The organism is Burkholderia sp. WSM2232, from assembly GCF_000472545.1.
GTDB lineage: Bacteria > Pseudomonadota > Gammaproteobacteria > Burkholderiales > Burkholderiaceae > Paraburkholderia.
In genome coordinates this window covers 37,178-51,948 of the sequence record NZ_AWZV01000027.1, presented here as the reverse complement: position 1 = coordinate 51,948, position 14,771 = coordinate 37,178, and the positions used below count along the sequence as shown (strand labels likewise).

At 61.0% G+C, this 14,771-nt stretch carries 12 protein-coding genes; 4 read left to right on the top strand and 8 right to left on the bottom strand.

Translation table 11 applies throughout. The features are described from left to right. Positions 1–58: 58 nt before the first annotated feature. Positions 59–325, bottom strand: coding sequence for an H-NS family nucleoid-associated regulatory protein (locus F757_RS0123040; RefSeq protein WP_027213451.1), 267 nt, complete (start codon positions 323–325; stop codon positions 59–61). 403 nt (positions 326–728) lie between these two features. Here F757_RS0123040 and F757_RS0123035 point away from each other — a divergent pair, with 403 nt between their 5' ends. The 4 genes from F757_RS0123035 to F757_RS0123020 all read left to right on the top strand — a co-directional run bounded on the left by F757_RS0123035 (position 729) and on the right by F757_RS0123020 (position 4,241). Continuing rightward, positions 729–1,364: a LysE family translocator gene (locus F757_RS0123035; RefSeq protein WP_027213450.1), complete on the top strand. Its 636-nt coding sequence runs from the start codon at positions 729–731 to the stop codon at positions 1,362–1,364. Between the two features lie 401 nt (positions 1,365–1,765). Beyond that, positions 1,766–1,969 (top strand): cold-shock protein, encoded by a 204-nt coding sequence (locus F757_RS0123030; RefSeq protein ID WP_013341906.1) that lies wholly within the window; start codon positions 1,766–1,768, stop codon positions 1,967–1,969. A gap of 287 nt (positions 1,970–2,256) precedes the next feature. After that, the gene (locus tag F757_RS0123025) at positions 2,257–2,481 is read left to right on the top strand and encodes a hypothetical protein (protein WP_027213449.1); all 225 of its coding nucleotides are present in this window, start codon (positions 2,257–2,259) and stop codon (positions 2,479–2,481) included. 200 nt (positions 2,482–2,681) lie between these two features. Then, a complete protein-coding gene (locus F757_RS0123020; protein WP_027213448.1) occupies positions 2,682–4,241 on the top strand; it encodes a methyl-accepting chemotaxis protein in 1,560 nt (519 codons plus the stop codon). Positions 4,242–4,361: 120 nt separating this feature from the next. On the opposite strand, the gene F757_RS0123015 is transcribed toward F757_RS0123020, so the two are convergent. From F757_RS0123015 to F757_RS33975, 7 genes are all read right to left on the bottom strand, one after another. Next, entirely contained in the window at positions 4,362–5,504 is a 1,143-nt protein-coding gene (locus tag F757_RS0123015) for a porin (RefSeq protein WP_027213447.1), read from the bottom strand. A gap of 839 nt (positions 5,505–6,343) precedes the next feature. After that, entirely contained in the window at positions 6,344–6,517 is a 174-nt protein-coding gene (locus F757_RS36270; RefSeq protein ID WP_013341911.1) for a hypothetical protein, read from the bottom strand. A 166-nt stretch (positions 6,518–6,683) separates the two neighbouring features. Further along, on the bottom strand, positions 6,684–6,890 hold the full coding sequence (locus F757_RS0123005; protein ID WP_035467382.1) for a hypothetical protein: 207 nt from the start codon (positions 6,888–6,890) through the stop codon (positions 6,684–6,686). Positions 6,891–7,395: 505 nt separating this feature from the next. Then, a complete protein-coding gene (locus F757_RS0123000) occupies positions 7,396–8,607 on the bottom strand; it encodes an aminotransferase-like domain-containing protein (RefSeq protein ID WP_027213445.1) in 1,212 nt (403 codons plus the stop codon). Between the two features lie 180 nt (positions 8,608–8,787). Then, positions 8,788–9,960, bottom strand: coding sequence for an NAD(P)/FAD-dependent oxidoreductase (locus F757_RS0122995; RefSeq protein WP_027213444.1), 1,173 nt, complete (start codon positions 9,958–9,960; stop codon positions 8,788–8,790). A 150-nt stretch (positions 9,961–10,110) separates the two neighbouring features. Continuing rightward, the gene (gene amaB / locus F757_RS0122990; RefSeq protein WP_027213443.1) at positions 10,111–11,610 is read right to left on the bottom strand and encodes an L-piperidine-6-carboxylate dehydrogenase; all 1,500 of its coding nucleotides are present in this window, start codon (positions 11,608–11,610) and stop codon (positions 10,111–10,113) included. 165 nt (positions 11,611–11,775) lie between these two features. Next, positions 11,776–14,769 carry an FAD-binding and (Fe-S)-binding domain-containing protein gene (locus F757_RS33975; RefSeq protein WP_051376846.1) on the bottom strand — a complete coding sequence of 998 codons (2,994 nt, stop codon included), beginning with the start codon at positions 14,767–14,769 and terminating at the stop codon, positions 11,776–11,778. Positions 14,770–14,771 lie beyond the last annotated feature (2 nt).

Here is a 14,771-nt window from a genome sequence, read left to right as displayed (position 1 = left end):
TGCTCGCGGGTCGGCCGGCAACTGGCATGCGCACGCACTGCAATTGAGCCGCCTGAGTTCAGCAGCGAAAGTGCTCGATATTTTGCCCTGCATAAATGGCGCGTGCGAGCCAGTCAGGCTTGTCGCCATGTCCGTCCCACGTATTACCGAATGCATCGCGATAAATGACCGCGCGCGTCGCGGTGGCGTCCGCTTCAATCGACTCGGCGAGTGCTTCTATCGTAATGCCGTATTCGTCCATGCGCCGGCGTATCCACACGATCAGGCGCTCGCGTGCATTGCCGTCGAGGTCGAACAGCCGTTGTTGTTCTTCTCGCTCTTTCATAAGTACTGGTGTCGCAGCTGCTAATGCTTGCGATAGAAAAGAAAAAAGATCTGGCTGGAAGAACGCGAAGCCTTCTGTTATTCCCGAATGAGTGACACCGGGTGGTGGGGAATTCGCCGCCATTGCTCGAATTGCACCCTGCGCTCCGGTGTTCCGAAGCAGTTTCCGCGTATAGGGCGCGATTCTAGCATTCAATCAATTGTGACTGCCTGCAGCGTGTATGTTGTTGCCCCGGTTACCGCTTCGGTGCTTATTGCATGATGAGTACCCGTATGCCGTATGCGAAAGGCGATTCAATAAAGCAGACGCACCCACCGGCGCCCATGCTATCTTTCAATGACGTTGTCTATCGCGAAGCAATGACCGCAATGACGGGCAATAGTCAGAACAAGGAGACACAAGCATGCCAGCCTCAACCGCTATCCTCACCATTCTTGCCGCGCTGCTACTGGGCGCAATGAGTCCCGGACCGAGCTTCGTTATCGTCGCGAGGAATGCCATCGGTCTGTCGCGCGGGGACGGCCTCGCCACGGCGCTCGGCATGGGAATCGGCGGGGTGTTTTTTAGCGGAATTGCACTGCTCGGCTTGTACACGTTGCTCGCTACCGTCGAATGGCTTTACATCGGCCTGAAAGTGGCCGGTGGACTCTACCTCGTTTATCTGGCTTCGAAGATATGGCGCGGCGCCGCTAAACCGCTGGCATTCGACGCGGGCCAAAGCGCCTCCACCAATCCACGTAAATCTTTCTGGGTCGGCCTCAGCACCCAGCTGAGCAATCCCAAGACAGCGGTTTACTATGGCAGCATCTTCGCGGCGCTCTTGCCGCAGCATCCGCCGCTGTGGTGCTACTTTGCATTGCCTCCCGCAATTTTCTGCATTGAAGCCGGCTGGTACACGATCGTTGCCTTGTGCTTTTCGAGCCGGCGTCCGCGCGAAATCTATCTGCAGTGGAAAGCGTGGATCGACCGCATCGCCGCGAGTGCCGTCGCGGCGCTCGGCTTGCGTCTGATCGTGACCGCTCACAAGGTGGGGATCTGAGCTGACGTCGAGGCATGCGGCGCCGCTGGAGCAGCCTGACCTGAGACCACCGACATGCGTGGCCGCATGCAGGAGCCAAATCGAGCTGAACAGTGGGTTGAATCACGACCTAAAGCGGGCCATGAAGCGCCACACGAAGTGCGATCCGGATAGCCGTATAAACGGGGCCGTCTTGCAAACCCATAGCAGCGCTGGCCGGCAACGGCACATCAGAACAGTTACAAGTTAGTTGTTGACGGTGGTATGCCGCAGCGGTTACTGTTGCATCCGAAGTTCAAGAAGTTCGATTGCTGTTCATCAATGTCTCGCTCCTCAGCGGTATTCGTTGTCCTCTCCCTCCTTGACGCTTCTCCCGCTCTTTCGCAGGGCACATTTTCTATTTCTTTTCTCAGGGGTTCTTCATGGATACCGGTACCGTTAAGTGGTTCAACGACAGCAAAGGCTTTGGCTTCATCACCCCGGACAAGGGCGGCGACGACCTGTTCGCGCACTTCTCCGAAATCAAGGGCAATGGCTTCAAGACGCTCGCTGAAAATCAGAAGGTGAGCTTCGAGACCAAGCAGGGCCCGAAGGGTCTGCAAGCGGCCAACATCACGCCGCTCTAAGCAAAGCATGAAGGGCTCGGTGTCCGGCATCGGACATCGGGCTGCAGCGACATCCTCGCGGAGTTTCATCTCCCACAGTTGGCGCGCGATCGCTTCAGAGTTGCGATACTCGCAATTCGCCCGAGCGCCAAACGCCTCGTTGCACCTCATCCCCTTTCGGCTTCAACGCCTTTTTAGCTTTCCGGCTGCGTTCTGATTCGGCTCGCAATGGCTTCGAATCGGCTCGTCCGCGCGACTCAATGAAAGTTCGCACGGCGGCGCGCACCCGCACATCATTAAAATACAAAATGCAAAACAAACATATTCATCATTACAACGGCTATGCCGTCAAACCTTCGGCGCACCGTTTGCCCGACGGCACGTTTTCGTCCAACCTGTTGCTCGAACGCGCCGACAGCGCCCGCGCCGAGGGTCTCTACCAGTTCTATTCGCTCGACTACTTCGCCAACGAAGAACAGGCCCTGCAGCATTCCGCACGCTGGGCACGCGAGTGGGTCGATACGCGCGGTTGACGCGCACAAGAGCGCCCATAGTGCGGCGTTCCGCACTTTTGCCGCTTTTTGCCAAGGCACGGCGAGCGTAATCGCTCGCCCCTGTGCCTATTTTGTCGGCACGCGGATAAAGAATCCGCCTCGACAGCCGTTATGCGAACTATGGCGCGGCCTCGCCCGCGCACCCTATTTTCGCGTCCAACGCACTGTCGAATCCGATAATGAACCGTCTGACACTGAAACAGAAGTTGTGGGTGCCCCTGCTGCTTTGCTGGGCAGCGCTGCTGATCGTAACCATCGTCAACGCGCTCGACGCACGTAGCGCGCAATTGGACGCGCGCCGCTCGGCTCTTGCGGACGTCACCGACATGGCCGCCTCGATCGTCGCGGACTACGCGAAGCAGGCGGAGGCCGGCAAGCTTTCCGTCGACGAAGCAAAGCAGCAGGCCATCGCCCGCGTCAACGCACAGCGTTACGGCACGTCGGGCTACGTGACGATCGTACGCGGCGACTCCGTGATGATCGCTCACCCCATGAGTCCGAAGCTCAACGGCAAGGATATGAGCGGCTTTCGCGACGCGAAGGGCAACGCGCTCTACCACGACATCGCCGCAGCGGGCGGCTCCGCAGCAGGCTCCGGCTATCTGCGTTACTGGTGGCCGAAGCCCGGCGAAACGAAGCCGAGCGAAAAAATCGGCTACGTGAAGCGCTTTGCGCCGTGGAACTGGGACTTCATCGCTGGCGCATACATGGACGACATCCAGGCGCAGTTCTACGAGACACTGCTGCGCTCAGGCGGCATGCTGCTGGTGCTGGGCGTGCTGGTGTCGTTCGTCGCGTCGCGCGTGGTGCGCAATGTGTCGCGCTCGATCGGCGGCGAGCCGTCCGCGGCTGCGCAAATCGCCATGCGCATCGCTCGCGGCGACCTGGCTACGCCTATCGAGCTGCGCCGCGGCGACACCACGAGCCTGCTGTTCTCGCTGCGCGAAATGCGCGATCAACTCGCGGCCACCGTCGCGTGCATCAAGACTTCTGCCGAAACCATCACCGTCGCATCCAAAGAAATTGCCGCCGGCAACCTCGACCTGTCGAGCCGCACCGAAGAACAGGCGGCGTCGTTGCAGCAGACCGCCGCCAGCATGGACGAGCTGACCAAGACCGTCACGCAGAACGCCGACAACGCCACAACGGCTTCCGATCTGGCTAGAGACGCGTCGAGCATCGCTGCGCGCGGCGGCGAAGTGGTCAACGACGTCGTCGAAAAAATGGCCGGCATTACCGAGAGTTCGCGCAAGATCGGCGAGATCATCAACGTCATAGAAGGCATTGCGTTCCAGACCAACATTCTTGCGCTCAATGCCGCCGTGGAAGCCGCGCGCGCCGGCGAGGAAGGCCGCGGTTTTGCGGTAGTGGCAGGCGAAGTCCGCAATCTCGCGCAGCGCAGCGCAACGGCGGCCAAGGAAATCAAGGTGCTGATCGATCAGTCCGTCGAGCAGGTCGGCGAAGGTTCGACGCTCGCCGGCCGCGCCGGCAGCACCATCGGCGAAGTGGTCGAGGCCGTGCGCCGCGTCACGGCGATCATGAATGAGATTTCGGCGGCGTCGAAGGAGCAGAGCTCCGGCATCGGCGAAGTGAATCTCGCGATTCGCCAGATGGACGACGTCACGCAGCGCAACGCGGCACTGGTCGAGCAGGCAGCGGCCGCCGCCGGTTCGCTGGACGAGCAGACCGAGCAGTTGCGCGAGGCCGTCGCCGTATTCAAGGTCGGGCAACCGGCCTGATCCGGCGAGTCGAGCTGCGACCGGCCGCGGGTTACAGGTGCACTGACGCACCTTCGCACGTGCAAAAAAAAGGTGCCCCTCGGGGCACCTTTCTGTACAACAAGCAGCTTCAGCTGAAGCTTAGAAGCGGTGACGCAGACCGACCGTAGCAGCCGTCTGGTTCTTCGACGACGACGGAGCTTGCGTGATGTCGCCGCTGTAGATCGAAGCGACGCCGCCGTCGCCCATTGCGTGCTGGTACACGGCTTGAGCGTAGACGTCCGTGCGGCGCGACAGAGCGTAGTCAGCCTGCAGACCGATCTGGTGGTAACGCACCGAGGTCGAGCCGCCGTTTGCAGCAACGCCGTAGCCCTTGCCGTCCGTGAACGTGTAGGCAACGCCCAGTCCCAGAGCCGGGGTCAGGTTGTACTTGCCGTTGACTTCGTAGTTGTTGGCACGCAGCGATTGCTGAACGCCTGCAACGTTGTCGATACGCGATTGCGTCCATGCCAGGCCAACCGTAGCCGGGCCGAACGAGTACGAACCAGCAGCGCCGAATTCACGCTGACGGAAGTTGCCGGTTGCGCCCAGGAAGCCGCCGTCCGTCGCGCCGCCGTTGCTAGCCGTGCCAGCTGCGTTCGTTGCGCCCGGGTTGTTCTGCTGCGCGTAAGCAGCACCCAAACGCAGACCTTGCCACTGGTATGCAGCGCCCAAGCTGTATTCGCGGTTGTTTGCGAATGCGCCAGCCTGGTTCGAGAAGCCGTACGTGCCGCCGAACGTGAAGCCAGCGTAGTTAGCGCTCGAATACTTGATCGAGTTGTTAACCGCGAAGCCGCCGTTCGTGTTCAGGTTGTCGTTGTTGAACGGATGCGCGAAGTACGTGCCGCCCCAGCTGCCCGTTGCGGTCAGCGGTGCCAGGAAGTCTTGCGCTGCGTCGTATTGACGGCCCAGCGTGACGGTACCGAATTGCGCGCTCGACAGACCGACGAATGCCTGACGGTTGAACATGCCGTTGTTGTTAGCAAAGCGGCCGTTGTTCACGTTGAAACCGCTTTCCAACGTGAAGATTGCCTTCAGGCCGTTGCCCAGGTCTTCCGAGCCGCGCAGACCGAAGCGGCTCTGGTCGATGCCGCCGCTGCCAGCTGCCCACTTGGAGCTGTGAGCAACGTTGCTCGTGTAGGTCACGCCTGCGTCCAGCAGACCGTACAGGGTGACGCTGCTTTGTGCGTGAGCGACGGAAGCGAACGATGCGGCAACCGCAACGACGATGAGACTCTTTTTCATGCGTGGGACTCCTGTTCGATAAATTTTCGCGAGGGGAGCGGGACCAGCCTCGACAGCACGAGCACGCGCTGCCGCCCTTTCGCCGAACCTTGGCGGCACGGCGGGCACCCTCTGAACGAAGCGTGAGTGTAGGGGGACACCCTAATACTGGCGCGAGCAATTCTCACAACACGGTCTTGCAGGATCGGCAATAATCTCGCGGCAATTGCGGGTAAGTACATGAATATTTTGAGAAAACGGCAAAAAGGGCCAGAGGCGCCGTCTGCGTGAAACATAAATAATTTGCAACTTTTCAATAATTTGGGTTGCGTGAATGCAACAGCTCGTAATACCGGTGAAGTAATTCTGGAGGCAGAAAATGCAGCCGAACAGGCTAAGCGTTGCTTATTAATCAGGCAGACGAGCAGATAGAATGGCGCGATTAATTATTTGAAAAATCGCGGAACTCAATTTGCCGGATATTGTCGTCTCCCAATTCATTGATTGGCTTATCGCGGTTGTTCGCGATTCTGCGCCCGACGCGCTGAGTAGTAGTGACGGCAAGCGCCTCTGGATGCACTGCGAACCGGCTTTACCGGCAAAATAAAAGCCGCCCATTAGGCGGCTTTTAGTGCGATTGCGGCAAAGCCGCCGCATGCACTTGTTTCGATGCTACTCACTGAGTGAAGCCTTCAGCAGAGGCGTGCCCGGAGGTAATCTGCGGCGCCGACCGCCGCGTGACTCACCCGGTGCTGAAAGCGGACGGCAATGCATCGAACAGCCTTCCATCTACATTAACGGCACGCCCGTTCGTCTTTTCACGCGTAGTTTCCCTAATTCCGGCAACGCGCGTCGTTGAACTAGGACTGCTTTTGGGATTGCCCAAGGGCGTCCTCGTCTTCCGGAGAACTGCCGGGCGCGAGCGGATCGGTGTCGGGCGGGGTGCCGGGCAGCGGACGCGGCTGGTCTTCGGGCGCGTCCAGCGGCTCGTTCGAAGGGTCGGCTACGGGGTCAATCGTGGGGTCGGTTTGCATGGTCACGCTCCTGTGAAGGGGAAGTTTCCCACCTCATCCGGCGCAACCGTTATTCCTGCCTGGGACGGTTTGCGCAGCCGTCACGCGAGAGCCTCGACCATCCAATGTAGAAAATGCCGGCGCGCGCAGTGCAAATTTCAAGCGTCTGCGCTGTGCGGAGATCGGCCTAACGACGATCATCTCCGGGTGCCGCTGGATCGTTGACGGCGCCTGTCAGAAACGGCTCCAGCCCGAACAGCCATGCAAAGCAGAATGTGACGCCCGCGAGGAGCCGCAGCGGGCGCTGCGGCGCACGCTCGACAACGCCGGAAAGCGGCGCGGCAAGGATCGGTTCGGGCTGCGTGAATTCAGTAACGGGCTGGTCGTGTCGCATGGTCATTGTCGTTTTGATTGGTGTGGGCGCGGACCATGAGCAATGAGCGTGCCACGTCGGGGCGGAATTGTCGAGGCTCTCGGGCAACGACAAGTGCTAGTGCCAAGTTCGCACGCCGGGTGCGAACGCTGACCGCACTGACGAAGACTGACGAGTCTCCTGCGAGGGGATTTTTACGAATACGAACGCGTCGATCCTCGGCCTAAGGCTTTGCCGTTCAGCAAAAGACAAGTCGAATTCGGCATGGTGATCGGACGCCCCGCGAAGCGCATTACCGAAGCCGACGCGATGGCTCGTGCGTGCGGCAACACCGTGATCGACGATCATCACCGCGGGATAACCGCCGTGCCGGCATATGAATTTTCTCGAAGCGCCAGGACACATATTGCGCGATCGCTCCATGCATCGTCACGGCCGACGAGATCGCCGATCCACATAACTGGAGTTGTCGCTAACCGGCGCGCTAACGCTCGCCCCTCTCCCCCAGGCGGGTCAGCAGTACCGGCTACGCGCCGTATGCGCACTTGAGCCGCCTTACGCCTTCTTCAATGTCGGCAATGCCCGGCGCTGCGAACGACAGCCGCAGCGACGCGGCGTCGACCTTGTCCGCGAAAAACGCCTTACCCGGCACGAACATGACCTTGTTTTCGATCGCGCGTTGCAAAAGCGTGGAGGCGTCCACCCCACTGGCACTGTTACCGCCTGCGCCATTCAGACGTGCCCAGACAAACATGCCGCCCTCGGGCCGATGAAACTGCAGAGCCTCGCCAAGCTGCAAATGCAGTGCGTCGCACAGCGCTTTGCATTTGCGCCCGTACATCGCGGTAATACGTGGCAAGTGTCGTTCGAGCGCGCCGTCGGCGAGGTATTCGGCGGCAATGGCTTGCGTCCACGGCGTGCTGCAAAGGTCGACGGTCTGCTTTGCGACCACGCAACGGCGCGCGATTTCTGCCGGCGCGATTGTCCACCCCACGCGCAAGCCCGGCGCGACGATCTTCGAGAGGCTTGCGAAATGGACAATCCAGTCACGGGAGCCAGCCACTTCAGCGGCAAGAGACAGAATCGAAGGGACCGTTTCACCGGAAAAACGCAGGTCGCCGTAGGGGTCGTCTTCGACGAGAACGAACTTGTATTGCACCGCCAGTTTCAGCAATGCGATGCGGCGCTCGCGTGTGATGGTCGCGCCTGTGGGATTCGCAAACGTGGGAACGGTATAGAGCAGCTTGGGGCGCGCGACCGTACCGGAGGCAAGGAGCGTGGCGAGGTAATCGACGTCGAGACCGTGAGCATCGACAGGTATGGTCACGATGTTTGCCTGCTGAAGCCTGAGTGCCTGAAGCGTGGCGGGATACGCCGGCTGTTCTGTTAGCGCGACATCGCCCGGATTCAACAAGACGCGAAGCAACAGGTCGAGTCCCTGCTGCGATCCGGTCGTGACGATCATCTCGTTGGGCGCGCACGGCACACCGCGACGCGCCATCAGGTTGATGAGCTCATGCTTCAGGCGCGGCAAACCGTCGGTGGGTCCATACTGAAGACACTGGCTCGCGTCCTGGTAAGCTCGAGCCGCGGCTTGCTGTAGACCTTCGACATCGAATAGATCGCTGGCGGGATAACCGCCCGCAAACGAAATCATGCCCGGCTCGGCGAGGTACTTGAAAAGTTCGCGAATCGGAGAGCCGGAGGGGCTCTGAAAAGGAGCAGTAAATTCGTACATGTCGTGATTAGCTGAGAGCCGGGCATATAAACGCTCATTGTGGTCAGCGCTTATGTCTGCAGCAAACGATATCTATGCACTACATAGTGCGGTTTCGTCATCAAGCGCATTGTCAGCAAAAGAAAAGGCCCGGCAACAGCCGGGCTCCGCATGCTCAACCTGCGCAGATCGAACCACTCGCTACACCACGTTCTTTTCCACAATCGGGCGATTCTCCAGCAAGCGCTGCCAGCTCAGCGAAGACAGATCGAGCGACACATAGCGTCCGTTGAGAATCAGCTCGCTCACGCCGCGGCCGGTGGCCGGCCCCTGCTGCAAACCATGGCCGCTATAGCCATTGGCAAACACGCAGTTATCGACTTGCGGGTGATAGCCGATGATCGCGTTGTGGTCGAACACGTTGTACTCGTAATAGCCTGACCAGCAGTTCTCCACACGCAGCGCCTCGAATTGAGGCACACGGTGCGCGAGCGTCGGCCAGATGACGTCGTCGAAAAGAGCGTGGTCGACCTCGTCGAGCGGCAGATCGTCTGGATCGTTGTCCGCGTGCGGCGAGGTGCCGCAAATATAAGTCTTTCCTTCAGGACGAAAGTACACGCCGCTCGGATCGATCAGCAGTGGACAAGCCTCGAGCCGCGCCGGCGAAGACACATTGAAAATGCTGCGGCGGCGGGCGAACACCGGAATGTCGATGTCCATCATCGCGGCGGTCTTGCGCGCCCAGGCACCCGCGGCGTTCACCACCGTATCGCATGCATAGCGCTCGCCGTTGCCGGCGATCACGTGTGTGACCTTGCGCCCCTCGCGAACCATGCCCGTGACTTCCGCCGCGACATAGCGCGCGCCGAGCGACTGTGCTTTCTTGCGAAGCGCCTGCACGAGCCCATAACCGTCGAACCACCCTTCGCCGCTTTCACCGAACGCGCCGGACACCAGGTCCTCGACATTGAGCCACGGGAACCTGGCCTTCAGGGCCTGCTGATCCAGCAGATTGATGTCTGCGCCAAGGCTCTTTTGCAGCGCGTGATTCTCACGCAGCGTTGCATCGCCTGCGGGGGTGGCGAGAAACAGATAGCCGCCTTCGTGCAGATCAATCGACGGCCTGCTGCCGTCGACTTCGAGTAGCTCGCCGATATTGCGCAGGAATTCGATACCGTACAGCGACATCTGAACCGACAGCGGCGTGGAAAACTGCTGCCGGATCGAAGCGGCCGACAAGGCCGACGACGACTTCGCGTAGGTGGGGTCCCGCTCGATCACCGTGACCGAAATGCTCGGGTCAGAAGCCCGCAAGAAGTAAGCGATAGAACTGCCGATAACCCCGCCGCCAACAATAACGACTCGAGAACTCACGACTTGCTCCATATGGCTCATGACCGGACGGTTTGCAAGAAAACGCCCACCGCCAGCACGCGACCCACGTTGTCTTGCACGTCCGCACAAGCACAATGCCTGAAAAAAACGGCCGTCTCGCAACGGCCGTCAATACGCAGCGCTATACGCCTAGCCGATGTTGAAATCGATGCCCTGTGCGAGCGGCAGTGCCGACGAATAGTTGACCGTGTTGGTTGCGCGGCGCATATAGGCCTTCCACGAGTCCGAGCCGGATTCGCGCCCGCCGCCCGTTTCCTTTTCGCCGCCGAACGCGCCGCCAATTTCCGCGCCGCTCGGCCCGATGTTCACGTTCGCAATACCGCAGTCGCTGCCCGAAGCCGAGAGGAATCGTTCGGCTTCACGCAGGTCCGTTGTGAACACGCACGACGAAAGACCGTGCACGGCTGCGTTGTTGCCATCTATCGCCTGGTTGAAGTCGCTGTACTTCAGCACGTAAAGAATCGGCGCGAAGGTCTCCTTCAGCACCACCGGCGTTTGCGAAGGCATTTCGACAATGGCCGGGCGGACATAAAAAGCCTTTTCATGGCCCGCAACCGTGTGACGCTCGCCGCCGAACACCGTGCCGCCTTCGCTCTTCGCCTGCTCCAGCGCCGCCTGCATGCGCTTGAACGACTGCTCGTCGATCAACGGTCCCATCAGCACGCCCTGTTCGAGCGGATTGCCGATCACCACCTTGCTGTAGAGCGTCTTCAAACGTTCGACGGCCTTGTCGTAGACACTTTCATGAATGAACAGCCGGCGCAGCGACGTGCAGCGCTGACCTGCGGTGCCGACTGCTGAAAACACGATACCGCGCAGTGCCAGTTCCAGATCTGCGGTGCCGGAAACGATACCCGCATTATTGCCGCCGAGTTCGAGGATCGAGCGGCCAAAGCGGCGCGCCACTTCCACGCCGACCGTGCGGCCCATTTCTGTGCTGCCCGTCGCGCTGACGATATTCGAGCGCGGGTCCGCAACCAGCTTCGCGCCGACCTCGCGGCCACCGTTGACCACACACGTGAGACCTTCCGGCGCGTCGCCGAATTCCTTCAACGCGTCTTGCAGAATCCGGTCCACGGCGAGTGCGGTGAGGGGCGTTTTTTCCGACGGCTTCCAGATCACCGCATTGCCGCACACGAGCGCAAGCGCCGCATTCCACGACCACACGGCCGCCGGAAAGTTGAAGGCGGAAATGACGGTGCACACGCCCATTGGATGCCACGTCTCAGCCATGCGATGACCGGGGCGCTCGGACGCAATCGTCAGGCCATAAAGCTGACGCGACAGACCGACCGCGAAATCGCAGATATCGATCATTTCCTGAACTTCGCCGAGGCCTTCCTGAAGAATCTTGCCGGTCTCGAGCGTAATGATGCTGCCAAGCGCGTGCTTCTGCTCGCGCAGCTTGTTGCCGAGCAGGCGCACCAACTCTCCGCGGCGCGGCGCCGGCACGTTGCGCCAGCTTGCGTAAGCCTTCTGCGCGTTGGCCAGTGCGGCGTCGACGTCGGCAACCGTCTTGCTCGCGACACGGCCAATCAGTTCACCGTTGATCGGCGAATGGACGGCGATGTCGCCCGCTTCCGCGAGGTGGGAAATGCCGAGCTCGGAGAGAATGGTCGATGCTTTCACGATTGAGACCTCTTTGAATTTCCAATACGAAATTTTGGTACGTTCGGAAACTATACACGCGCGCGTTTTTGGCGGCAATACCAAACGTGCAGTGCTGGCGGCAGGAAGCTTGAACGATATTTCTGATCGGAAAAGCGGCGCGTCCCACGCGTGCAAGCGCAGCGGTCAGTGGGCGTTCCAGGCGCCCCCCGTCGCTTGACCGAGCGCCTGCAAGGCCAACTGCGCGATATGCACGGATTGTCTGCCTGCCCCGTGCTGAATCTGCTCGCGACAGCTAAAACCATTGGTCACCACGATCGCTTCAGCGGGCGCGTTGCGCACGAGCGGCAATAGCTTGTCTTCGGCGATCTTCATCGACAGGTCGTAGTGGTCCGTGTTGAAACCGAACGAGCCGGCCATGCCGCAACAGCCCGTGTCCAGCAGCGACCAACGCACGCCGAGTTTGTCGAGCAGGGCCGTATCGCCCTTCATGCCGAAGATCGACTTCTGATGGCAGTGGCCGTGCACCACGACTGCCGCGTCGAGCTTTGGCCATTCGAAATCGGCGCGCGCGACGAAATCGGAGAACAGGAAGGTCTGATCCGACAGCTTTCGCGCATCCGGATCGTTGGGAAGCTGCTTCAGCAGTTCGTCTTTGAAGACGGACAGGCAGCCCGGTTCTAGTCCGACTATCGGCACGCCGGCGCGAATGTCGTCGGCGAGTTCATCTACAGCGCTGCGCAGCAGGGCGCGCGCTTCGTCCAGCAGCCCGTAGTCGTACAGCGGCCGCCCACAGCAAAGACGCTTGCGTGGCAACACCACCTGATAGCCGATCCGAGTCAGCACGTCGAGCGCGGCGGTCGCAATGTCGGGCGAGAAGTGCTCGTTGAACGTGTCGACCCACAGAATGACCCTGCGCGAAGGCTCGCGCGCAACGGCGCTGCCTGCGGCCGCGCGACGCCTCGCGATGGCCCGGAAAGGGCGCGGCGCGAATACCGGCAGATGCCGCTCGGCCGCCACGCCCGCGATCCACTTGCTGACATGAGCCAACGGTTTCGCCGACGTCATGAAATTAGTTAGCCATGCAAAGCGACTGGCAAGCGGTGCCCATTGGCCGATGCGGCCCATGAACATCGCCTGGCGTGGCCGACGGTGCTGCTCGTAGTAATGCGACAGGAACTCCGCCTTGTACGAGGCCATGTCGGTATGCGTCGGGCAATCGGACTTGCAGCCCTTGCACGCGAGGCACGTGTCCAGTGCTTCCTTGACTTCGACGCTGTTCCAGCCGTCCTTGACCACTTCGCCCTGAAGCATTTCCCAAAAGAGATGCGCGCGGCCACGCGTCGAAAATTTCTCCTCGCGTGTCGCGCGAAAGCTCGGGCACATCGTGCCGCCCTCGAGCGAACGGCATTTGCCCATGCCGATGCAGCGTTCCACCGCACGCTGCATGCCGTCGCCCTCGGGGCTCGCGAACGCAAGCCTGGTGGTGAGCGTGACCGGCTTGTAGGCCGGACCCATGCGCAGGTTTTCGTCGGCGCGGTAGGCATGCACTACCTTGCCCGGGTTCAGGCGATTGAGCGGGTCCCAGATAGCCTTGAACTCTTCCATCGCCTGCATGATTTCCGGGCCATACATGATGGGCAGGAATTCGGCCTTGGCCTGGCCGTCGCCATGTTCGCCCGACAGCGAGCCGCCGAAATCGACCACCAGTTGCGCCGCCTCACGCAGAAAACTACGCCATTTGACGACGCCTTCGGCGCTGCGTATGTCGAATGTGATGCGCGCGTGCACGCAGCCGTCGCCGAAATGACCGTATAAACACGTCTCGTAACCGAAGCGGTCCACGAGCGCCTGAAACTTGCGCAGATAATCGCCGAGCCGCAAGGGATCGACTGCGGCGTCTTCCCAGCCGACCATAGGGTCCGGCTTCGATGGGTCGATCGACAAAGCCACCGCCGACGCCCCCGTTTCGCGTATCGACCAGATTTTCTGCTGCTTCGGCATTTCTTCGACGACGAGGCCGCTGATCGCCATGCCCGCCACGCCTGACTTGAAGTACGCGTCTGCCTCATGCGCCTGCGCGAGCGCCTCGCGCACCGTGTCAGCGCCGAATTCGAGCACGACCCACGCGTCGCCTTCGGGCAGCAGCGCGATTTCGTCGCGCTTCAGTCCGCGCGCCTGCAAACCGCGAATGATCGCGCGGTCGAGGCCTTCAATGGCAATGGGCGAAAAACGGTTGAAGTGCGGCACGGCGTCCGCAGCCGTGTAGATGTCGCAGAAACCAAGCACGAGCAACACGCGGCACGCCGGGCTGTGCACGAGGCGCACCTTGGCTTGCAGCGTGACCGCGCAGGTGCCCTCGGTGCCCACGAGCGCGCGCGCGACGTTAAAGCCATTTTCCGGCAACAGCTGATCGAGATTGAAGCCGGAGACGCGCCGCCTGATTTGCGGAAACTCAGCGCGAATGCGCTCGGCGTAGCGCTCGCGCAAGTCACGCAACTTCGCGTAGATCTCGCCCTGGCGTCCGCCTCGCGCGATGATCGCTTGCAACTGCGCTTCGCTGGTCGGTCCGACCCAGAAGCGCGCCCCGTCGTACGTGGCGATTTCCAACGCCTCGATATTCTCGACAGTTTTGCCGCCCATTACCGAATGCGCGCCGCACGAGTTATTCGCGATCATTCCGCCGAGCGTGCAACGGCTGTGCGTGGCAGGGTCCGGCGCAAACGTGAGGCCATGCTTTTCGGCCGCATCGCGCAGCGTGTCGCAAATCACGCCCGGCTCGACAATAGCGGTTCTGCCTTGCGGATCGATGCTGACGACGCGGTTCACATATTTGCTCGCGTCCGCCACCACCGCGACGTTCACGCACTGCCCGTTTTGCGAGGTACCGCCGCCTCGGGTCAGAAACGGCACGTCGTGACTGCGGCACACTTCGAGCGCTGCAACGAGATCGTCCACATCGGCAGGCACGACCACGCCCAACGGAATCTGCCGATAGTTCGACGCGTCGGACGCGTACAGCGCTTGCGATCCGGCGTCGAAACGCACTTCGCCGCGCAGCCCGGCGCGCAGATCGGCCTCGACCTGTTGCAAGAGGCGCGGGCTTGCCTGGAACGGCGCGGCCCGTCTCGCGGCATGCGCCGGCGCATCGTTCACCGCCTGCTTCACCGAGTCCTTCATCG